Genomic DNA, 21,899 nt, shown 5'->3' with positions numbered 1-21,899 from the left:
TCAGTGAGCCAGCATCCGTCGGCAATGCCGCGCAATCTGCCGCTCTTCGTCCGTTGCTACGACACGATGTTCGGCATGCAAAAAACCAAGACCATCGAGTATTTGCGTGCGGATCGCCTCAGCATGTTCGCCGATTCCGCCGCTGAAGACGATCAGATCGACGCCGCCCAGCAGCGCCGCATACGCGCCGATGTGTTTGCGGACTGCCGCGCAGAACACGTCGATCGCGAGCGCGGCGTCCGCATCGCCACGGTCGCGACGCGCGAGCAGCCCTTCCATGTCGTCATCGGAACCGGATAGCCCCTTCATGCCGCTTGCGCGATTGACGAGCGTTTCCAGCGCGTCCGCATCGCGCGCTTCGTGGCGCAGAAGGTGAATGAGCACGCCCGGATCGAGATCGCCGCTGCGCGTGGCCATCGGGATGCCGCCGGTCGGCGTCATGCCCATCGACGTATCGACGGAGCGGCCATCTTTCACGGCGCACAGGCTCGCGCCGGAGCCCAGATGCGCGATCACCACCCGCGAAGGCAAGCGCGCGCCGAGCGTGTTCACGATCGACTCGTACGACAGCCCGTGAAAGCCGTATCGCACGACGCCGCGCTCCGCGTACTCGCGCGGTAGAGCAAAACGCTGCGCGCGCTCGGGCATCGTGCGATGAAACGCGGTGTCGAAGCACGCAAAATGCGGCACGGTCGGGAAGATGCGCTGCGCCTCGTCGACGAGCGCGAGCGATTGCGGCAGATGCAGCGGTGCAAATGGAATCGCCTCACGCAACGCGTCCTTCACGCTCGCTGTGATTTCGCCGTGCGTCCGCACATGCGGGCCGCCGTGCACGATGCGATGCCCGACGCCCGCCAGCGGCTCGCGCAAATGGCTCGCAAGCGCATCGGCGACGCGCTGCAAAGCATCGTGCTGCGACTCCATCAAGTGATCTTGCGCGATATCGATCTTGCCATCGGACGAGCGCATCGACAGCGAACCGCTCGCGCGTCCGATGCCTTTTGCGCTGCCCGAGAGCCACGCCGCTTCATCGCCATCGCGCGCGATGAATACGCCGAACTTGAGCGACGACGAGCCGCTATTGAGCACCAGGATGCCTTGTGTCATGGCCTCAGCCCTTCCAGGTCCAGTCGCGAATTTCCTCGCGATCGATGCCTTCGTCGTGCGCGTAACGCACGCTTTCGATGATGCGGTTCTTGAGCAGCTCCTTCGTATGCGCGGCGGTGCTGGAAAGACCCGGCACGCGATCGATCACGTCGATTGCAAGCGTATAGCGGTCGACGCCGTTGATGATCGCAAGCTCGAAGGGCGTGTTGATATTGCCGCGCTCGCGATAGCCATGCACGTGCATGTTTGCGTGATTGGTGCGGTTATACGTGAGCTTATGCACGAGCGACGCATACGAGTGAAAGTTGAAAATCACCGGCTTGTCGCGCGTGAAGATGGAATCGAAGTCGCGATGCGACAGGCCATGCGGATGGTCTGTGTCGGGCATCAGCCTGAACAGATCGACGACATTGACGAAGCGAATCTTCAGCTCCAGGCATTCGGCCTTGAGTATTTCGACGGCGGCGAGCGCTTCCATCGTGGCGATATCGCCGGCGCATGCGATCACCACATCCGGCTCATGCCCCTGATCCGTCGATGCCCAGTCCCAGATGCCGATGCCCTTCGCGCAATGGACGATCGCATCCTGCATGTTCAGATACTGCAAATGTGGCTGCTTGTCCGCGACGATCACGTTCACGTAGTCATGCGAGCGCAGGCAATGATCCGCGACGCTCAGCAGGCAGTTCGCATCCGGCGGCAGATAAATACGCACGACGCCCGGGCTCTTGTTCGTAACGACATCGAGAAAGCCGGGGTCCTGATGCGTGAAGCCGTTGTGATCCTGCCGCCAGACGAGCGACGTGATCAGCAGGTTGATCGATGGCACCGGCGCACGCCACGCGAGTTCGTTCTTCGCCTTTTCGAGCCACTTGGCGTGCTGGTTGAACATCGAATCGATCACGTGCACGAACGCTTCGTAAGTCGCGAAGAGGCCGTGGCGGCCGGTCAGCACGTAGCCTTCGAACCAGCCTTCGAGCGTGTGCTCCGAGAGCATCTCCATCACGCGGCCATCGGGCGAGAGCGCGCCGCCGTCGGCGTCTTCCGGCTTCGTTTCCGCAAGCCACCGCTTGCCGGATGCTTCATAGACGCCATCGAGCTTGTTGCTCGCGGTTTCATCGGGACCAAAGAGGCGGAACGTCTTCATGTTGCGGCGGATCACGTCGCGCAGGAACGTGGCGAGCACGGCGGTCGGCGATTGATAGATCGCGCCCGGCTTCTCCACATCGAACGCATACGCGCGAATGTCGGGCATATCGAGCGATTCGCGCAACACGCCGCCATTCGCATGCGGATTCGCGCTGATGCGCCGCGTGCCCTCCGGCGCGAGTTCGCGCAGGCTTTCGATGAGCCGGCCGTCGTCATCGAAGAGTTCTTCGGGCTTGTAGCTTCGCATCCATTCTTCCAGCACCGCGAGGCTCTTCGGATTCGTGGCCGGATCGGGCACCGGCACCTGATGGGAGCGCCAGAAGTTTTCCACCTTGTGACCCGCGAATTCCTTGGGGCCGGTCCATCCTTTCGGTGTACGAAGCACGATCATCGGCCACCGCGGGCGCGTAAGCTCGCCCGGATTCGCGCGTGCGCGTTGCTGGATGTCGTTGATGTCGCCGATACAGCGTTCGAGCGTCGCGGCCATCGCCTGATGCATGAGTTCGGGCTCGTCGCCTTCGACGAAATGCGGCTCGTAGCCGTAGCCCTTGAACAGCGCTTCGAGCTCGTCGTGCGGAATGCGCGCGAGGATCGTCGGATTCGCGATCTTGTAGCCGTTGAGATGAAGGATCGGCAGCACGGCGCCATCGGTCGCCGGGTTAAGGAACTTGTTCGAATGCCACGATGTGGCGAGCGGTCCCGTTTCCGCTTCGCCATCGCCGACTATGGTTGCGACGATCAACTGCGGATTGTCGAAGGCCGCACCGAATGCATGCGACAGGCTATAGCCCAATTCCCCGCCTTCATGGATGGAACCCGGCGTTTCCGGCGTGCAATGCGAGCCGATGCCGCCCGGCGATGAAAACGCGCGAAAGAGCCTGAGCATGCCGCGTTCATCGTAACTGCGGTCGGGATATATCTCGGAGTAGTGGCCTTCGAGATACGAATTGGCGAGCGTCGCGGGCGCGCCGTGACCGGGGCCCGACACGAACAGCACATCGAGGTCGTCGCGCTTGATGAGCCGGTTCAGATGCACCCAGACGAACGATTGACCGGGGTCCGAGCCCCAGTGCCCAAGCAGGCGGCGTTTGATGTGTTCGGGCTCGAGCGGCTCGCGCAGTAACGGATTGGCGCGCAGATAGATCATGCCGACGGAGAGGTAATTGCATGCGCGCCAGTAGGCGTCGATGTTGCGCAACAGGTCGGCGGAAAGCGGTGCGGGCGTTGCGGTTTTGCCCTGGACGTCGTCGTTCACTTGCTTCTCCTTGCGGTCAGCGTTGCGTGGAGCGTCGGTCTTGCGGCTTCGTACCCGGGAAGGATGAGGAAGCGTCGCGCTGATCATACTTTGGATCGCGCGACGCGTTGTTGACAGAAACGGAGGGCGCGCTCACTCCATGGCGGATTGCGTGACGTCGTAATCCATCAGCAAGGCTTTGTTGTCTTCCCACGCACCGATGTAGTGAACCATGAAGCTGTCCGGGAGGCGGTAAGACCACGGCGTATTCCATTCGATGAACGACGAAATGTGCGTTGCATCGAAGCCCGCATGCTGCTTGAATTCGCGGCTGAAAAAAAACTGGTCCCCGTGATTCACATAGACGCTCGACCTGTCCGGAAGTTGCCCGCATACATCGAGAATGCGCTGGAACGCATCGTAGTTCTGCTGCGTGCGCTTGAATCCCATGATGCCGGAATTGAAGATCCAGGTGCCGACATCGCGGGCGAAAAGGGCATCGTGCCCGTACATGATCGATTCGAGCTTGCGGTTCGTGTCGTTGAAAAGCACATCGGCATCGACCCAGAAAACCCATTTGTGATGCGGCAGATACTCACGCAAGAGCGCGGGCTTGAGCCAGTTGCCGGCGGTCTTGCCATCGTTCAGATGCGACGGAATCTCGCGATGCAGATAGAGCGTATAGCCGTGCCGCTCGCAATAGCGTCTGAAGTTCGCCTCGGCAATGCGTCCGTAACGCACGACGTTCGGCGTGTAAAGCGTGACGACAGCGATGGCCTGTTCCGGCTGATAGACGCTATGCGGCTCCGTGTCGCAAGCCTCGGTGCCGGGAAACGAGAGCAGCGGCAGGTTGCGCGTCAAGCGTTCGTTGACATGCGCGAAGAGCGCCGCGCGAAACCGCCGATGATGCTTGTCGTCGGCGATACAGACGGAAAACGTGCTCCACGTGGCCCAGACGCTCTCCAGATTGGCCGCAGCCGGAACGACCACATGGGCATCGGCGATCTTGTGGCGCGAGGGCAGCGCTTCGAAGTCGCATAGCAACTGGCCTTCGTCGGGGGGAAGCTCCACGCCGAACCGGCAGTGCGTGACGACTTTGAGCAGCTTGCGACGAACCCGCTCGGTGTTGCGCCAAAGCTGGATATCCGTCTGAGGAAGCGGCGATTCGGCGCATGTGAGAAGCCAGTCGCGGCCGTCGAGCAGCGTGGGAAGCGGCGTCGAGCCGAGAATCACGGCGTTCTCGCTGAGCAGCAGCACGATCTCGCCCGGCTCCACACGTTTCAGCTGGTGCAGCAGCACCTCGTATTTGTACGTCCACAGCTTCTCGGGCGCGCTGCCGGATTGCTGCGACATGTCAATCTGCACGTGCCGGTAATCATGCATGCGTGCGTAGCGGCGATGATTGGCGAGCGCGCCCGGCGCGTGATCGAAGAAAAGGCTGATGACGAGCATGAAGAGCCTGAAGGCGAGCGATTGAAAACCGCCTAGCATCGCCTCAAATAGGAACAGTTCGGATGGGACGTGTCCTAAAACAGCGCCAGATCGCTTGAATGCACCGTTGCGCGTCCTGTCGCGAGCGACTCTAGAATGTTCCGATGACCGCCGAATCCGAATCCCCTTCACCCGATACCGCGCTCGACGGCTTTCATGCCGCCGTCGCCAAGTGGTTTCGCGCACATTTCGCCGCGCCGACGTCCGCGCAGGCGCGCGCCTGGCCGCTCATTCATGCACGCCGCTCGACGCTCGTCGCCGCGCCGACGGGCTCGGGAAAGACGCTGACCGCGTTCCTCGCCGCGCTGGATGAACTGGTGCGCGACGGCGTGGCGGGTGGCGGCGTTCTGCCGGATGAGACGCGCGTCGTGTATGTGTCGCCGCTGAAGGCGCTGTCGAACGATATCCGCGTCAATCTGCAGGAGCCGCTTGCCGGCATCGCGCAGCAATTGCGGGAGATGGGCGCGGCCGCGCCGGAAATCCGCGCGGCGGTGCGCACCGGCGACACCACTCAGCAGGAGCGCAACGCGGTGCGCAAGCGTCCGCCGCATATCCTCGTGACGACGCCCGAATCGCTCTACGTGCTGCTGTCGTCGGAATCCGGCCGCGCGATGCTGTCCACCACGCGCACGGTGATCGTCGACGAAATCCACGCCGTCGCGGGAAGCAAGCGCGGCTCGCACCTGAGCCTCAGCCTCGAACGGCTCGATGCGCTCTGCGAGGCGCGCGGCGCGTCGCGTCCGGTGCGCGTCGGCTTGTCGGCGACGCAAAAGCCGATCGAACTCGTCGGGCGTTTTCTGGCGGGCGAGGGCCAGCCGTGCGAAATCGTCGATGTCGGGCACGTGCGCGCCCGCGATCTCGCGCTCGAACTTCCGCCGATGCCGCTCGAAGCGATCATGTCGAACGACATGTGGGAGCGCGTCTACGACAGGCTCGCGGAACTGTCGGCGCAGCATCGGACGACGCTCGTGTTCGTCAACACGCGCCGCATGGCCGAGCGCGCGGCGCGGCATCTGACGGACCGGCTCGGCAAGGAGGCCGTCGCGGCGCACCACGGCAGCCTGGCGCGCGAGCATCGGCTGGACGCGGAACAGCGGCTCAAGCGCGGAGACTTGCGCGTGCTGATCGCGACGGCGTCGCTGGAACTGGGTATCGATATCGGCGATGTCGATCTCGTCTGCCAGATCGGCTCGCCAGGATCGATCGGCGCGTTCCTGCAGCGCGTGGGGCGCTCGGGGCATCACGTCGGCGGGCTGCCGAAAGGACGGCTCTTTCCGACTTCGCGCGACGATCTGATCGAATGCGCGGCGCTGCTCGATTGCGTCCGCCGTGGCGAGCTCGACGCGCTGACGATTCCCCGCGCGCCGCTCGACGTGCTCGCGCAGCAGATCACCGCGGAGGTGGCGTGCCGCGAGTGGGGCGAGGACGAACTGTTCGGGCGCATACGGCGCGCGCACCCTTATGCGACGCTCGACCGCGCGCACTACGACGCGGTGCTCAGGACGCTGGCGGAAGGCTATACGGGGCGGCAGGGCGTGCGCGGCGCTTACGTGCATCGCGATGCGGTGAGCGGCACGCTGCGGGGCCGGCGCGGCGGCAAGCTGACGGCGGTGACATCGGGCGGCGCCATTCCCGACAACGCGGACTTCGCGGTGCTGCTCGAGCCGCAGGGCTTGCAGATCGGCACGGTGAACGAAGACTTCGCCGTCGAAAGTCTCGCCGGAGATATCTTCCAGCTTGGAAATACGTCGTACCGGATCGTGCGGGTGGAAGGCGGCCGCGTGCGCGTCGAGAATGCGAACGGACAGCCGCCGAATATTCCGTTCTGGCTCGGGGAAGCCCCGGGACGCAGCGATGAGCTGTCGTTCGCAATTGCGCGGCTGCGGGCGGAAGTCGATGCCCGGCTTAGCGAGGGCGATGGCGCACAGGCCGCAGGAAGCAGTAACGTCGATGCCGCCACCGCCTGGCTCGCCGGCGAAGCCGGCATCGGCATGGAAGCCGCGCGTCAGATCGTCGGCTATCTGGCCCGCTCACGCGCCGCGCTCTCCGTGCTGCCGACGCAGGATACGCTCGTCATGGAGCGCTTCTTCGACGAATCCGGCGGCACGCAGCTCGTCATTCACGCGCCGTTCGGCAGCCGCGTGAACCGGGCATGGGGACTCGCGCTGCGCAAGCGCTTTTGCCGCACCTTCAACTTCGAACTGCAGGCGGCGGCGACCGAGGACGCCATCGTGCTTTCGCTGACGGGCGGGCACAGTTTCGCACTCGATGAAGTCTGGCGTTATCTGAAACCGGCGACGGCCGAGCACGTGCTGATTCAGGCGCTGCTCGACGCGCCGCTCTTCGGCGTGCGCTGGCGCTGGAACGCGACGAACGCGCTCGCGCTGCCGCGTTATGCGGGCGGGCGCAAGGTCGCGCCGCAATTGCAGCGGATGAAAAGCGAAGACCTGCTCGCCGCCGTGTTTCCGGATCAGGTTGCGTGCGCGGAGAACATCGCCGGGGAGCGTGAGGTGCCGGCGCATCCGCTCGTCGAACAGACCATCGACGATTGCCTGCACGACGCGATGGACAGCGACGCGTGGCTCGCGCTGCTACGGCGCATCGACGCGGGCGCGGTGCGGCTCGTGACGCGCGACTTGCCCGCGCCTTCGCCCCTGGCCGCCGAAATCCTGTCGGCGCGGCCTTACGCGTTTCTGGACGATGCCCCGCTCGAAGAGCGCCGCACGCAGGCCGTGCTCGCGCGCCGGTGGACCGATCCGCAGTCGACCGACGATCTCGGCGCGCTCGACGCCGAAGCCATCGCGAGCGTGCGTGCCGAAGCATGGCCGTCGGTGACGAGCGCCGACGAAATGCACGAGGCGCTGACGATGCTCTCCTGCATCACCGATGCCGAAGCCGCCGCGAGCGACGGCTGGCCCGCCTGGCTCGACGGCCTGGCCCGCGCCGGCCGCGCGACGCGCCTCAGGATCTCCGATGACGACGCGCTGTGGACGCCGGTCGAGCGCCTCGCGTGCGTGCGCGCCGTCTACCCGCATGCGCCGATGCATCCGCGTCTCACGCCGCCGCCCGGCTTCGACGATGCCTGGAGCGAAGACGACGCGCTGGTCGAAATGGTGCGGGCGCGGATGTCGGGCTTCGGGCCGCTGACCGTGCCGGAGATCGCGCGGCCGCTGGCTCTGCCGGCATCGGCCGTCGCGGTTGCGTTGACGCGGCTCGAAAGCGAAGGCTCCGTGATGCGCGGCCACTTCACGCCGCACACGCCAGGCGCGCCGGGCATGGACGAACAATGGTGCGAGCGGCATCTGCTTGCGCGGATTCATCGGTACACCGTGCGCCGGCTGCGTCGCGAAATCGAGCCGGTCGAGCGGCAGGACTTCATGCGCTTCCTGTTCGAATGGCAGCGCGTGGCCCCCGATGCCCGTGGCGAGGGCCGCGACGCGCTGCTCGCCGTGCTCGAACAGCTCGAAGGTTTCGAAGCGCCCGCCGTCGCGTGGGAGGACGAGATTCTGCCCGCGCGCATCGCCGATTATTCGGGCAACTGGCTCGATGAAATTTGCCGCGCGGGAAAGATCGTCTGGTCGCGGCCGGCGGGGCGCGCTCGTGCGACGGGCGGCCCGGTGCGCGGCACGCCGATCGTCCTGTTGCCGCGTCGCCAGCTTGCGGCGTGGAACGCGCTGACGGCCGCGGACGAGTCGCCGCAACAGTCATCCCGGGCGCAACGGGTCTTCGACGCGCTGAGCGCGCACGGCGCGATGTTCTTCGACGAACTGCTCGCGGACACGCGGCTCCTGCGCACCGAACTCGAAGACGCGCTCGGCGAGCTCGTCGCGCTGGGACTCGTCAACGCCGACAGTTTCGCGGGTCTGCGCGCGCTGCTCGCTCCCGCCGCGAAGCGCAATGCGTTGTCGCGCCGATCGCGCGGGCGAACGGGCGGCCTGTTCATCGGCGGAATGGACGATGCGGGGCGCTGGGCGTTATTGCGAAGAGCAAGCGCGGGCGAAGAGCACGGTCGAGGCGGCGACATCGAGCACGTCGCGCGGACGCTGTTGCGGCGTTACGGCGTCGTGTTCTGGCGGCTGCTGGAGCGCGAGGCGCAATGGCTGCCGCCGTGGCGCGATCTGCTGCGCGTCTATCACCGGCTGGAAGCGCGCGGCGAGATTCGCGGCGGGCGCTTCGTCGCGGGGCTGGCGGGCGAACAGTTCGCGTTGCCCGAAGCGGTGCCGGTGTTGCGCGAAATGCGCAGGCGGCCGAAGGAAGGCGTGTTCATCGCGCTGAGCGCGGTGGACCCGCTCAATCTCGTCGGCACGCTGCTGCCGGGCGAGAAGGTGCCGGCGCTGGCCGGCAATCGCGTGCTATATCTGGATGGCGTGCCGGCCGGCGCGGTCGTCGCGGGCAAGACGCGCTATTTGGGCGGCTCGGGCGACGCGGACGGCGAGACGCGCGAACGCATGCGTCTCGCGCTCGTCAGGCGCACGGCGCGCTCGTTGAGTCCGGGCGCCGTTGTGCAAGGTTGATGCATCACTTCGAAACGATCTTGTTGCGGAATGGCCCCGGCTGCTGAACCGGCACGTCCTTCACCGGCACGCCCGGATAATCGACGACTCGCCCGGGATTCGAAGCGCGTATGCGAAACAGCGGACGCGCGGCATCGCGTGCGCCGCCGGCGATCGTCGTCATTGCCTGCCGGTCTAGCTCGACGCTGTCCGCGAGATCCCTGATTTTGATGACAGCCATGACTGCTTCCTCCTTCGTGATGGAGCCGTGCCGCGGGGCATCGTTTCGAGTATAGGCAATCCCGGCCGGCTCCTTGCCGCGATCGCATCGAGGCGACGCCATCCACGTGATAGCGACGAAAGGCGGCGAAAAGCCGAAGCTTTTCGCCGCAAACGCCGCGTTCGATGTTCGATGCTTCTACTGCGGCGCGCGCGTCAGAACGACGCCGATGCGTTCAGCTTGCCGATCTGCATCGGGTTGATGTCGAAGTGCGGCGAGACGCCCGCGCCGACATAGCCGATGTTGCTCAGCGCCGTGACATCGACCTTCTGAATCTGCGTGAGGTTCTGAAGAATGCCGACGTTCACTTCGACGTTGGCATACGGCCCGTAGCCTTGCCCGCCGGATACGGCGGACATCGCGCGGCAGTCGAGTTCCTTGCTATGGGACAGGTCCCTGACGATGATGGACGACATGGTGGTGCTCCTCGCGAAGGGTGTCGTTGTTCCGGCTCAAGCCCAGGCGAGCCCGCCGCCGATGTTGATGTTGCTCGTGTTGCGCGCCTTCTGATCCGGCTGGACCTTCGAGTGAATGTCGTCGGCGAACGCGACATTGACGCCGTTCTCGTTGAACGTCTTCTGGTCCTGTTGCACCATCTGCTGCGTGTTGAACGACAGCGAAACCTTCGAGATGTCGAAGACCGGCACGAAATAGCTCGAGCCGCCTCGCACGGCCGACATCGCGCGGCGATCGAGTTGTTCGGTGACGGGCAGGTCCTTGATGGTCAGCGTCTTCATTGCGGTTCTCCTGATTGCGCATGGCGCGTTCGGTGGTGGATTGAGCAACATGTCTGCTCGGGCCACTACAATGCATCAGCCATGCCATGCGTGATGCTGCAAAGCGCCAGACGCTGCGATGCCTTACGTGACGGGCGTGTGCGGGGGAAGAACCCGCGCGCCGTGAAATCGTCGATTCCATTGAATGCCGCCGCGCGACCGACAGCCGTCGCGATGTGTCGGTATCCGAACGACATGTGCGCGATGCCGCTCTTCGCTGAAAACGCCATTTGCCTAAGCCGCATGCGAGGGCTAGTATCGAACGAGCATGGGTTGTTTGGTACGACAAGTGAGTTTGTCGGTCGATTGGCGCCGCAACGAGTCGCACAGATGACTAGCTTCCGAGAAGCGCTTCGCACATATCGGGGCGATGGCGGTTCGCGCGACGCGTTTTTTGCAGGGGTCGATGGCGCATTGGCCGCCGATCGCACGCCGGGCGCGCGGCTCATCGAGATCCTCGACGAGGAGAACGCGGCGAATCCCTTGCCGCGCGATATCTATTCGGCCATACGTCGCCGCATCGAACATACGGCGCGCATGCGCCCGACGCCGGACCCCGGCACGACCTATCAGCCAGGTCGCGACGAAACACGCCTGCACGTGACGCCCAATGCGCCGCCGCCGCTGCCGCCGCGCGCATCGGACGCCGCAGGCGCGGGCGCCGACGCGACCGGCGGGACCGGCGCGACATCGGGACAGGCGACGCAGGTGCTTCCCGAAGTCGATCAGGTGAAGGGCGTCGGCGATACGCTAAACAATCGCTTCGTGCTCGAAGAATGTCTCGGCATCGGCGGGATGGGCACCGTTTATAAGGCGCTCGATCTGCGCAAGCTCGAGGCGTCGGACCGTCGCCCTTATGTGGCGATCAAGGTGCTGAATCTGCAGTTTCGCGGCAATCCCAATTCGCTGATCGCGCTGCAACGCGAGGCCCGCAAGGCGCAGCAACTTGCGCATCGCAATATCGTCACCGTGTACGACTTCGACCGTGACGGCGCCGTCGTCTATCTCACGATGGAATATCTGTCCGGCCAGCCGCTATCGAAAATACTTCGGATGCCGAATTTCAGGGGCATGCCATTCCACGAAATGTTCCGCATCTTCAAGGGCATGGCGACGGCGCTGGCGTATGCGCACGAACGCGGCTTCGTGCATTGCGATTTCAAGCCTGCCAATGTGTTCGTCACCGATGCGTCGGAAGTGAAGGTCATCGACTTCGGTATCGCGCGCGTGATTCAGCGGCCCGAAGAGGACACCGAGGCGACCGTCTTCGATCCCGGCAGCCTCGGCGCGCTGACGCCCGCGTATGCGAGCCCGGAGATGCTCGCGCATCGCGAGCCCGATCCGCGCGACGATATCTATGCGCTCGGCTGCATCGCGTACGAGCTGTTGACCGGAAAGCATCCGTTCGACCGCGTGCCCGCGTTGCAGGCGAAGAGCGCGGGCATGAAGCCGCAACGTCCCGAGAATCTCGGCAACAAGCAATGGAAGGCGCTGAAAGCCGCGCTCGCTTTCGAGCGGGAAGAGCGGACGCCGACCGTCGCACAGTTTCTCGATGAGTTCAGCGAGGAACAGCCGGTTGCATCGGCGCAAGCGAAGACGAAGCGCGTTGCAGCGCCGAAGCTCGCTATCGGAGCGATGGCGCTGGTGTTGATCGCCGGCGCGGGGTACGTGTTCTTCGCGCATCAGAAGGGCCGCAATTCGACTGCGACGACGGCGACGACGGCCGCGCCAGTGACCATGCCCACGCCCGAACGACCCGCGATCACGCCGGCGTTGCCCGCAGCACCCGCGCCGACGCTCACGATTGCCGCGGTCGCGCCGGTGCTCGCGAGCGTGCCGTGCTCGGCGCTCGTGGCGTCGGTGCACGATCAGACGGTCGACGTGCAAGGCTTCGTGTCGGAGAAATACGGGCTCGCGCGGCTGAAAGAATCGCTCGGCCGCGTGCCGGGCGTCCGTGCGACGAACTTCGGCGTGCAGCAGGTCAGCGACGACAAGTGCGACATGCTGACGACGTTGGCGCCGTACTGGACGGCCAATCGTCAGGCGGGGCGTCCTGCGTCAGTGCATACGCGATCGAGCCAGACGCGCCTTACGGAAGGCGATCCGCTGATCGTCGAACTAATGACGCCCGCGTTCGATTCCTACGTGAACGTCGATTACTTCATGCTGGACGGCAGCGTGGTTCATCTGCTGCCGAACGGGCGTTCGCGCGACAATCAGGCGCCGCCGAGCTATAGCGCGACCATCGGAGCGATGGGCGACTGGGTGGTCGGCAAGCCTTTCGGCGCGGAGATGATCGTGTTGACGGTGGCGCCCGCGCCGCTCTTCGACGCTCCACGTCCCGACAGTGAAGCGAAGCCGGAATATCTGCGTGCAGTGGACAAACGCCTGAAGGCGCTCGCGGCCCGTTACGGACGCGAGCGCGTGCTGGTCGATATCTTTCAAATCACGACGCAGCCAAAGAAATAACCTAGCTTTGCGGCTTCTCGATGGCCGCCTTCAGTTCGTGCAGCGCCTCTTCGACGCGTTGAGTTACGAGCGCATAGGCCTCGGCCTGCGTTTGCTGCGTGGTGCGCGCGATGTCCTGCATGTCGGCGAGCGCATTGTGCAGTGTGCGCTGCACGACTTCGTTCGCATTGAACGGCGGTTTTGCCGACGACGAAGCGAACTGCTTCGCAATGTCTTCGAGTTCGCCGAGCGTGCGGCGCAGGATTTCGACTTGCTTGTCGCGCAACGCTTCCATGCCGCCGAACGCCACACGATTGGTCGCGGCGAGCGCTTCGACGTCCTTGCGCCGCGATTCCATGATCGCGGTGACATCGAAGCCCGGCAATTGATATTGCTGGAACATGGCGGCAAACTGGCTGAACGGATCGCTGAATTTTGATTGATTCATCTTGCCTCCCAGGTTCTTCCCGTATGACCGCGAGCGAGACGGAAGAAACCAGCGTCGTCGCGCGGCAATGTGCGGTCGCGGCAATTGCAAAGACGCCGCATCCCGACCCCGATACTACCAATATAAGTACCCGAAATGGGGCAAGGGAAAACACCAGAACGGCGGGGCCGCCTTGACTCAGGTCAATACGGATACCGCAGCAGCGCCGACGATAAAAAATGAAGGCGCCGTGCGGTGCAAAAGGGGAAAGAGATGATAAGCACCGAAGCGCGGATCGTCGCGGCGGCGATTGCGGTCTTCACGGCGCTGGCGGGAATCGTCGTCGCGCTGCACGGCCTTGTCTTCGACAAGCTGAGCGTGCTCAACTATGGCGTGCTGACCATCCTCGTCGGGGTTGCGTCTTTCGCCGTCATGCTGATGCCGATGCCGGAAGACCAACCCTGAATGCCATCGTGCGGCGGGTTGACGGGCTAGACCCGCCAGGCGTCCTCCTCGCCGGCGAATACGCTGTGCTCCGCCTTGATTTGCGCCCGGTCGATGCACTGCACGTGCCACCGGCCCGCGCACTCCTGACGCGCCGCATCCCCATACCAGACGACGCGCCCGGCGAGCCCTTCGCTCGGTCCGTCGGGCGCGTCGACGTCGAGTTGCTCCAGCATGCAAATGGGCTGCTGCGTGTGCTGATCGCAGATCATCGTTCCGTTGGAACCCGAGCGCAGTCCGCCCCAGTCCGGCACGTCGATCGCCTGGTGGCCCTCACGCGACCAGCGGCGGGATTCCTTGTCGAGCCACAGGATGGCGTAGGCGGCGTCCTGAGCGCCTTCGAACCCATCCAGCTTGACGGTGATACGCATGACATCCTCCATGAACATCGAGTTCAGCGAATGCGACGCTCCGGCGCGATCGCGCTGGCCATGAGCGTTCGGTTTGTATGCGGCATTTCACCCGGACTTCGAAGTGTCTCGCGCCGCTCGTCGTGCGTCGATTGAATCGCGTGCATGCCCTGGATTTGACACGTCGACATGATTGCACGCGCACCCGGTTCGATTGATTGAACGGCTTTCAGTTCGCTCTTCGTGATGCGAAAGATCTTGTGCGCCGCATCAGTGCGGCACGGTCTGTCAAAGCAAGTCCGGTGCCGGGCGTTTGATCCCAGCTTTTTCTTTCAGCTTAGCTGCGTATTTTGACGGTGACGCGACAAGCGTCATGAGCGCGGTGAATTGTCCGCATGGTTCGCGCGCTCTGTTCGTGCATGCGTGCACGGATCGCAAGCGCGACGCCCAAGGATGCGGCGCGGATCATTAAGGCATGCATTGCATTGCACCATGAACCGGTCAGCCGATGCGCTCGAGCCGCGTACGATCCACGATACGCAGTTGCCGTCCGTGAAGCGAAATGGCGCCCTCGCGCTGCAGCTTCGACAGCATGCGGCTCACGGTTTCGAGTTCGAGGCCGAGATAGCTGCCGATATCGGCACGCGTCATCGGCAGGATCACATCGTCGCAGGCATCGGGCCGCGCGCCGCCCGCATCGAATCGCATCGACAAGTCCAGCAAGAAGGCGGCGACGCGTACGAGCGCGGGCATCGTGCCGAGCATCAACGCGAGCCGCGCCGCGCGCACGATCTCCGCACTCATGATCGCGAGCAACGCGTGCTGCATCGGCGCATATTCGCGGCAAAGCGGTTCGAGAATGCCGACCGGCATGATGCGGACGACGCTGTCTTCGAGCGCGATCGCGTCGCTTTCGTGATGACCCGTGCAGATGCCATCGAGCCCGAGCGTCTCATCGATCAGATGGAACGCGGTGACTTGCGCATGCGGAACGGCGTCGTCGTTGGCGCTCGGGTACGCGGCCACGCTCTTGAAGCAGCCGGACTGCACTGTATAGAGGCTTCGCAACGGCTCGCCTGCGCAATACAGCGCATCGCCGCGAGCGATGGAGCGCGTGGGAAACGGAAGTGCATCCGTGTCCGTGAAGTGAACGTGCAGGGCAGGGACGTGATGCCGCGCACCGGGACCCGCTGGTGTGGCCATGGTCTTCTCTCCTGCCGGTTCCACCGCTTTTAGTATGGGCGATGGCGGCGGGATTGGTACTCCGTTCGATTCACGGCTGCGTTTCGTTTGGCGATGCCGGCATTGGCAAGACGATGACCGCTTCGACGCCGCCGCCTTTACGCGCGCGCAAGTCGAACCGGCCGCCATGCAACCGTGCGATGCGTTCGACGATCGCAAGCCCGAGGCCCGTGCCTTTCGGCTGACCTTCGCCGCCGCCGCGCTTGAACGGCTGCTTGAGCGATTCCGGGTCCTGCGTGCCGAGGCCCTTGCCGCGATCCGCCACGACGATGCACGCCGCGTTCGCCTGCTCATCGGTCCATGTACGCACTTCGAGTCCGCTGACGCCATAGAGCACTGCGTTCTGCATGACGTTCATCAGCATGCGCATCACGCTGATCGGACGAAACGCGAACGTTCGGATGCTGCCGAGCGATAGCGAAAACTCATGCCCAAGACCCGCGAAATCCGCCGCAAGACTGGCAACGAGCGCATTGAGATCGCCGGCGACCGGCGTTTCCTTCGCGCCGCTGCCCGCGTAATCCATGAACTGCTGAAGAATGCTGTCGATCTGATCGAGATAGCTTTCCGCCGATGCCGCGAACACTGCATCCGTCGATGGCACAGCGGACATCGCCATGGCGAGGCGCAGCTTCGTCATCGGTGTGCGAATGTCGTGGGAGATGCCTGCGAGCATCAGCGCGCGGGTGGCTTCGGCTTCGGTGAGCGCCGCCGTCATGCGATTGAACGCGTCGCTGACCTGGGCGATTTCGGTCGGGCCGTCGGTCGGCAGCACGCCGGGGTCATCGCCGCTGGACACGCGGCGCGCGGCATCGGCGAGATGTTCGAGCGGGCGATTCAGATGGCGCTGGATCGCATACGCCGTCGCGACGGCGAGCGCGCCCAGTCCGAGCGAGAGCAGCAGCGCCGTCGCGAGGCCATCGTCGTGCGCCGCTTCGGGAACGGGCAACGCCATCCAGCGCGGCTCGCCCGACAGATGCACGCGAATCCATAGCCGCTGCTGTCCATCGTCGGACGTATCGGCGCTTTGCCAGCGCACGGGCATATCGGCGGGAAGATGACGGCGCAGGCTTTCGACGAACGTCTCGCGCTGATACGTCCGGTAGAACCGCAAACGCGATTCGTCGACACTCGCGCTGGCGGCGGCAGGAAGATCGCGGCGCACGTCGAGATGCGCGGTGACGTCGCGCGCCGTGCCGGGTGAGGTCGAACGTAGCACCGTATCAAGCGTCTGGATATAGCTTGCGAACGTGGCCGCGGCGCGTTCGATGCGCGGCGTCTGGATGAAATGCAGCAGCACCGCGAGCGCGCATACCTGACTGACGGCGACCAGCGCGACGAGCAGCAGCACATTGCGCGCGAACAGCGAGCGCGGCGCCACCCTCACGATTCGACATCCGCGAGCAGCATGTAGCCGACGCCCCACACCGTCTTGATGAAGCGCGGCTTGCCGGGATCGTCCTCGATCAACTGACGCAGCCGCAACACCTGCACGTCGATGCTGCGATCGAGCGCGTCGTGATCGCGGCCACGCGTTCGCGCGATGAGGTTGTCGCGGCTGACCGCGCGATTCGGTGACGACCCGAGCGCGTGCAGCAACTGCATCTGCGCGGAATGCATCTGGAACGGTTCGCCGCCGCGCGAAAGCCGTTGCTTGGCGAGATCGAGCCGGAAATCCCCGAAGCGGATGACTTGCGAAGTCAGCGTCGGATCGCCCGCGGCGATCTTCTGGCGGCGCAGCAACGCGCGCACGCGAGCGACGAGTTCTTGCGGAAGGAAGGGCTTGGCGAGGTAATCGTCGGCGCCGGTTTCCAGGCCCACGACCTTGTCGACCGGATCACCCTTCGCCGTGAGCATCAGGATCGGCAGCGTGTGGCCCTCGGTACGCAACCGGCGGCAGACGGAGAGGCCGTCTTCCGGCTCCATCATCCAGTCGAGCACGAGCAGGTCGTACGGTTCGCGCTGGAGATAGCGGTCGAGCCGCTTGCCGTTCTCGACGACGCGCACGTCGAAACCGTGCGATGTCAGGAAACGCTGAAGCATGTTGCGCAACTCGGCTTCGTCGTCGAGCACGATGATCTTCGGCAGGGCTTCCATGCAGCGGCCTCCGTGGGCTTTCAGCGTTGCGTCGCGTGTTCGCGCAGGAAGGCCTCGATCTGCGGCAGTGTGACGTAGCCGTTTTTTTGCGCGTCGATTTCGTCGAAGTGTTTCGCGACCATCGGCATGCCGGTCAAGGCCTGATCGCGGGTGAGCTTGCCGTCGTGCGTGGTGTTGGCCTGCGCGAAGCGCGTCTGCAGCTTCGGCATGGCTTGCGCAGCCTGTCCGATGTGCGGGCTCGCGCCCATCGGCTGCGTCGCGGTTTGCGCGTATGCCCCGCCCGACGCGAGCGCGGCGCAGCAGGCGAGCACGGCGGCGATCTTGTGCATCTCTTTCTCCTCGATTCGAATGCAACGTCGATGTGATTCTATTGAGCCGCACGCCGATGGCAATGTCAGGGATGCTACCGGGCATGTCGCCATATTTCACGGCATCGCGGCGCGTGATCGCCGACATTCGGCGACACATCTTTGCGCTCACCGTTTGCGCAGTCCTTCGCTATCGTTCTGCTGGCCGGCTAAGCCGCCACTTCTTTCGATGATCGAGGACATCCATGATGAACATCCGTCTCTTCAGTGCTACTGCCGTCGCCGCAATCGGTCTGACGTGTGCGCAAGGCGCATCGGCGGCAACGACCGTCAGCGTCGCGTACGTTGCGCCCGCCGTGGTCTACGCGCCGCCGCGCCCGGTGTACTACTACGCGCCGCGATACTACGTGCCGGCGCGCACTGTCGTCGTCGCGCCTGCCGTCGCGCCGGTGGCCGTGCTTCCGCCGCCGCCGCCGATGCCCGCGCCCGTCCCCGTGTATGCCCCCGTTCCCGTCTATGCGCCCGCCGTGCGCGTCACGTACGCGCAGCCGGTGCTCGTCGCGCCTGTCGTCGTGATGCATTGAGGATAGTGCATTGCATGCTCAGCGATGTCCATGCGGGTCCGCTCCTTGCGCATCGCTTGCGATGGCGCCGTCGCCGGCTCCTATACTGGATGAGACCGCATCGGGCAGACGCGTCCGATGCGGGATCGCCGGAAGGAGGGCCGAGCCATGTTATTCATCGTGAACTGGACCGCGCTGCCCGAAGTGCAGAAAACGGCAGCCGAACGCTTCTTGCAAAGCGGCGGTGCGCCGCCCGATGGCGTGCGCTTGCTGGGGCGCTGGCACGGGATCGGATCGATACGCGGCTTCGCCGTGTGCGAATGCAGCGAGGTGGAACCGATCGCGCGATGGGCGCTTGGCTGGGCCGACCTGTTCTCGCTCGACATCGTGCCCGCGATGACCGACGAACAAGTCGGCAAGCTGCTCACGGAAGCGGCCGCGCAATAACTTTGTCGAAGACGGGCATCGGTCATTCAAAAGGAGACAAGCGTGACGCAAGCCACCACCACCGAACCGTGCATCATATCCGTCGCCATTACCGGGTCCGTGCCGCGCAAGAAGGACAATCCGGCGGTGCCGATCACGATCCCCGAGCAGATCGAAAGCACGCACGAGGCTTACGAAGCGGGCGCGACGCTCGTTCATCTGCATGTGCGCGACGAGGACGAGAAGTCGAGTTCGGACCGGCATCGCTTCGCGGAGCTGCAAGAGGGCATCCGCAAGCATTGCCCCGATATCATCATCCAGTTCTCGACGGGCGGACGCGGACGATCGTTCGAACAACGCGGCGCGATGCTCGACCTGAAGCCCGACATGGCGTCGCTGGCGACGGGATCGGTCAATTTCCCGACCATCGTTTATGAGAACCCGCCCGACTTCGTGCGCTCGCTCGCGCAGCTCATGCTCGATCACAACGTAAAGCCCGAAATCGAAATCTTCGATCTGGCGATGCTCTACAGCACGGTCGATCTCGTCAATCAGGGCTTGCTGAAGCCGCCGGTTCACGTGCAATTCGTGCTGGGCGTGAAGAACGCACTGCCGGCGCGCCGGGAGATTCTCGAATTCGAGGTGGCGCAACTCAAGAACCTGCTGCCCGACGCAACATGGACCGCTGCGGGCATCGGACGTCATCAGCTCGAAGTGAATCACTGGACGCTGCAAATGGGCGGCCACTGCCGAACGGGCCTCGAAGACAACGTGCGCTGGGACAAGGACACGCTCGCGAAGAGCAATGCACAACTAGTCGAACGGGTGGCGTCGCTGTGCGCGGAGTATGGACGGCCGGTGGCGAGCGCGAAGGAGGCGCGGCAGTTGTTGGCGCTTTGAGCGGGACGGCGAGGCGAGTGGCGAAGCGGGATGCCGCGATCGAGGCGATTGTTTTCAGGTCGACAAGTCCAGAATCTGTCTTACAATCGACTCCCATCCTGACAAGCACGCCACGGCGCGAACATGAACGAGCGTAAGTCGCACGGCCTCGCGGACCGCATCTACAGCGATATCCTCAGCAGCATTATCGAAGGCGAGTTCAAGGAGGGCGACCGGCTGATGACCGAACACGCGCTCGCCGAACGCTTCGCCACTTCGCGGCCGACTGTCCGCGAGGCGCTGGCGCGTTTGCGCGCGGACGGGATCATCGTCACGCGACGCGGTTCGGGAACCACGGTCGGTCGCCGGCCCGACCCCAATGTGCGCCGTTTTGCACCGCTCGAAACGCTGTCGGACATCCGGCGCTGCTACGAATTCCGCATTGTCACGGAAGCGGGCGCCGCGGAACTGGCCGCGTCGAAGGCGGACGACGACGACCTTTCTGCCATCCAGGACGCGTGGGATAGGCTGGAGCGCGTGGTGGAAGCGCAGCAGGGCATCGGCGCCAAGGATGATTTCGCGTTCCACCTCGCCGTGGCGCGCGCGTCGAAGAATCAGTTCTTCATCACGGCGTTGTCGTTCATCGAAGAGCAGGTCGTATTCAGCATGAACCTGTCGCGCAATCTGTCGCTCGTGAAGACGCTGGAACGGCAGCGGCTGGTTCAGCGCGAGCATCTCGATGTGCTCGATGCCATCCGCGCCAGGAATACCGCACGCGCCGCCGATGCGATGAAAACGCACCTCGAGAACGCGCTGGACCGCATGTTCGGCGACTAGTTGTCATACGACTGTCCTGCGATTTCTGGCGGCTTTTCGATCTGGCTCTAGGTTGTTTGACAACTTTGGCGGGACTTGTTACTTTCTGCGCACATCCAGTCACCAGGCGAGGCGCAATGAAAGTCGATCCCATAGCAATCAGCGAACTCTCTGAAAGCGTGATGGCCGTGCCGCCGCTGGCACGGCGCGCAGACTTCACGCTGGAACCCGAGCAGAACCGCGCGCTGATTGGCCACATCGAAACAGGCGGCGTTCGCACGCTCCTTTATGGCGGCAATGCGAATCTCTACCACGCCGCCGTGAGCGAGTATCGCGAGTTGCTTGACATGTTGGCCGAAAGCGCGGATTCGCAGACGCGGGTGATCCCCGCCATCGGTCCGGATTATGGGAAGATGCTCGACCAGGCGGCCATCCTCGCGCAGACGCAATACCGCACCGCGATGGTCCTTCCGCTCGCGGGCTTCACCACGCCGCAGGGCGTGGCGACAGGCCTGAGACGCCTCACCGACAGAGCCGGGATGCCGTTCACGCTCTACATCAAGAGCGAGGACTATATCGACGTCGACACGCTCGCGGCGCTCGTCGCTGACGGCACGCTGCTCGCGGTGAAATACGCGATCGTCCGCGCCGATCCGTCCTGCGATCCTTACCTGCGCCGCCTGCTGCAGAGCGTGCCCGCATCGCAGGTCGTATCGGGGATGGGCGAGCGTCCGGCGCTGATCCACACGCGCGATTTCGGGCTCGCCACGTGGACCACCGGCTCCGGCTGCATCGCGCCGCACGCGGTGATGGCGCTGCTGCGCGCCGCGAAGTCCGGCGATACCGCCGCCGCCCAGCCGCTCTACGATCGCTTCCTCCCGCTCGAAACCCTGCGCGACGATATCTCGCTGATCCGCGTGCTCCACGATGCCGTGACGCTGTCGGGCATCGCCGACATGGGGCCGATCCTGCCGCTGCTCAGCAACACGCCCGATCACGCGCTGCCCGCCGTCGAACAAGAGGCGCGGGCGCTGCTCGCGTTCGACCGTCGCTGTCGTGATAACGAAGGAAAACGGCGGTTAAAAGCGGTTAAACAAGTCGGGTAACAAGCGGTTCGGGTATATCCCGACCGTCTCACGGAGCGTCAATCCGCGCGTGGACCAGGCACCTTTCAGCGGGCTTGGGAAACACGCAAAGGCGACCGCAATTTGCTTGACATACGACGAGTGGGTTGGCTATTTTTCAGCTTCGTGAGCTAATGACGGATCGCGAGGACGCAAACCGACACAACAAAGTCCGCGCGGCCCGG

General features: G+C 64.3%; 20 protein-coding genes. 8 read left to right on the top strand and 12 right to left on the bottom strand.

The window, feature by feature from the left end:
• From LDZ21_RS17010 to LDZ21_RS17000, 3 genes are all read right to left on the bottom strand, one after another.
• The gene (locus LDZ21_RS17010; protein WP_244794963.1) at window positions 1-1,107 is read right to left on the bottom strand and encodes an acetate/propionate family kinase; all 1,107 of its coding nucleotides are present in this window, start codon (window positions 1,105-1,107) and stop codon (window positions 1-3) included.
• Window positions 1,108-1,111: 4 nt separating this feature from the next.
• Complete coding sequence (locus tag LDZ21_RS17005) at window positions 1,112-3,511, bottom strand: phosphoketolase family protein (RefSeq protein WP_244794962.1); 2,400 nt, start codon at window positions 3,509-3,511, stop codon at window positions 1,112-1,114.
• Between the two features lie 132 nt (window positions 3,512-3,643).
• Window positions 3,644-4,981, bottom strand: coding sequence for a glycosyltransferase family protein (locus LDZ21_RS17000; protein ID WP_244794961.1), 1,338 nt, complete (start codon window positions 4,979-4,981; stop codon window positions 3,644-3,646).
• Between the two features lie 104 nt (window positions 4,982-5,085).
• Here LDZ21_RS17000 and LDZ21_RS16995 point away from each other — a divergent pair, with 104 nt between their 5' ends.
• On the top strand, window positions 5,086-9,495 hold the full coding sequence (locus tag LDZ21_RS16995; protein ID WP_244794960.1) for a DEAD/DEAH box helicase: 4,410 nt from the start codon (window positions 5,086-5,088) through the stop codon (window positions 9,493-9,495).
• Window positions 9,496-9,499: 4 nt separating this feature from the next.
• On the opposite strand, the gene LDZ21_RS16990 is transcribed toward LDZ21_RS16995, so the two are convergent.
• From LDZ21_RS16990 to LDZ21_RS16980, 3 genes are all read right to left on the bottom strand, one after another.
• Window positions 9,500-9,715, bottom strand: coding sequence for a hypothetical protein (locus LDZ21_RS16990; protein ID WP_244794959.1), 216 nt, complete (start codon window positions 9,713-9,715; stop codon window positions 9,500-9,502).
• A 194-nt stretch (window positions 9,716-9,909) separates the two neighbouring features.
• The gene (locus LDZ21_RS16985) at window positions 9,910-10,170 is read right to left on the bottom strand and encodes a hypothetical protein (RefSeq protein WP_035963858.1); all 261 of its coding nucleotides are present in this window, start codon (window positions 10,168-10,170) and stop codon (window positions 9,910-9,912) included.
• Between the two features lie 36 nt (window positions 10,171-10,206).
• On the bottom strand, window positions 10,207-10,491 hold the full coding sequence (locus LDZ21_RS16980; protein ID WP_035963857.1) for a hypothetical protein: 285 nt from the start codon (window positions 10,489-10,491) through the stop codon (window positions 10,207-10,209).
• Window positions 10,492-10,860: 369 nt separating this feature from the next.
• Between LDZ21_RS16980 and LDZ21_RS16975 the strand changes: the two genes are divergently transcribed.
• The gene (locus tag LDZ21_RS16975; RefSeq protein WP_244794958.1) at window positions 10,861-12,999 is read left to right on the top strand and encodes a serine/threonine protein kinase; all 2,139 of its coding nucleotides are present in this window, start codon (window positions 10,861-10,863) and stop codon (window positions 12,997-12,999) included.
• 1 nt (window position 13,000) lies between these two features.
• Here LDZ21_RS16975 and LDZ21_RS16970 read toward each other — a convergent pair whose 3' ends face one another.
• A complete protein-coding gene (locus LDZ21_RS16970) occupies window positions 13,001-13,426 on the bottom strand; it encodes a phasin family protein (RefSeq protein ID WP_035963851.1) in 426 nt (141 codons plus the stop codon).
• A gap of 252 nt (window positions 13,427-13,678) precedes the next feature.
• Between LDZ21_RS16970 and LDZ21_RS16965 the strand changes: the two genes are divergently transcribed.
• Window positions 13,679-13,870: a DUF2964 family protein gene (locus tag LDZ21_RS16965; protein ID WP_244794957.1), complete on the top strand. Its 192-nt coding sequence runs from the start codon at window positions 13,679-13,681 to the stop codon at window positions 13,868-13,870.
• A gap of 26 nt (window positions 13,871-13,896) precedes the next feature.
• Here LDZ21_RS16965 and LDZ21_RS16960 read toward each other — a convergent pair whose 3' ends face one another.
• The 5 genes from LDZ21_RS16960 to LDZ21_RS16940 form a co-directional block, all read right to left on the bottom strand.
• Window positions 13,897-14,280, bottom strand: coding sequence for a DUF3564 family protein (locus LDZ21_RS16960; RefSeq protein WP_244794956.1), 384 nt, complete (start codon window positions 14,278-14,280; stop codon window positions 13,897-13,899).
• A gap of 480 nt (window positions 14,281-14,760) precedes the next feature.
• On the bottom strand, window positions 14,761-15,462 hold the full coding sequence (locus LDZ21_RS16955; protein ID WP_244794955.1) for a Crp/Fnr family transcriptional regulator: 702 nt from the start codon (window positions 15,460-15,462) through the stop codon (window positions 14,761-14,763).
• Window positions 15,463-15,532: 70 nt separating this feature from the next.
• Window positions 15,533-16,888 carry an ATP-binding protein gene (locus tag LDZ21_RS16950; RefSeq protein WP_244794954.1) on the bottom strand — a complete coding sequence of 452 codons (1,356 nt, stop codon included), beginning with the start codon at window positions 16,886-16,888 and terminating at the stop codon, window positions 15,533-15,535.
• Window positions 16,885-17,598: a response regulator gene (locus tag LDZ21_RS16945; RefSeq protein WP_244794953.1), complete on the bottom strand. Its 714-nt coding sequence runs from the start codon at window positions 17,596-17,598 to the stop codon at window positions 16,885-16,887. Before LDZ21_RS16945 ends, LDZ21_RS16950 begins: the two co-directional genes overlap by 4 nt.
• A gap of 20 nt (window positions 17,599-17,618) precedes the next feature.
• The gene (locus tag LDZ21_RS16940; RefSeq protein WP_244794952.1) at window positions 17,619-17,927 is read right to left on the bottom strand and encodes an EF-hand domain-containing protein; all 309 of its coding nucleotides are present in this window, start codon (window positions 17,925-17,927) and stop codon (window positions 17,619-17,621) included.
• A 224-nt stretch (window positions 17,928-18,151) separates the two neighbouring features.
• Between LDZ21_RS16940 and LDZ21_RS16935 the strand changes: the two genes are divergently transcribed.
• From LDZ21_RS16935 to LDZ21_RS16915, 5 genes are all read left to right on the top strand, one after another.
• On the top strand, window positions 18,152-18,490 hold the full coding sequence (locus LDZ21_RS16935; protein ID WP_244794951.1) for a hypothetical protein: 339 nt from the start codon (window positions 18,152-18,154) through the stop codon (window positions 18,488-18,490).
• Between the two features lie 147 nt (window positions 18,491-18,637).
• Entirely contained in the window at window positions 18,638-18,916 is a 279-nt protein-coding gene (locus tag LDZ21_RS16930) for a DUF3303 domain-containing protein (RefSeq protein ID WP_035963843.1), read from the top strand.
• Between the two features lie 42 nt (window positions 18,917-18,958).
• Entirely contained in the window at window positions 18,959-19,795 is an 837-nt protein-coding gene (locus tag LDZ21_RS16925; protein WP_244794950.1) for a 3-oxoadipate:acetyl-CoA acetyltransferase, read from the top strand.
• 123 nt (window positions 19,796-19,918) lie between these two features.
• On the top strand, window positions 19,919-20,611 hold the full coding sequence (locus tag LDZ21_RS16920) for a FadR/GntR family transcriptional regulator (RefSeq protein ID WP_244794949.1): 693 nt from the start codon (window positions 19,919-19,921) through the stop codon (window positions 20,609-20,611).
• 116 nt (window positions 20,612-20,727) lie between these two features.
• The gene (locus LDZ21_RS16915; RefSeq protein WP_244794948.1) at window positions 20,728-21,696 is read left to right on the top strand and encodes a dihydrodipicolinate synthase family protein; all 969 of its coding nucleotides are present in this window, start codon (window positions 20,728-20,730) and stop codon (window positions 21,694-21,696) included.
• Window positions 21,697-21,899 lie beyond the last annotated feature (203 nt).

Source organism: Caballeronia grimmiae, from assembly GCF_022879615.1.
GTDB classification, from domain to species: domain Bacteria; phylum Pseudomonadota; class Gammaproteobacteria; order Burkholderiales; family Burkholderiaceae; genus Caballeronia; species Caballeronia grimmiae.
The sequence above is the reverse complement of the archived record's forward strand: the minus strand, read 5'-3'. Positions and strand labels throughout refer to the sequence as shown.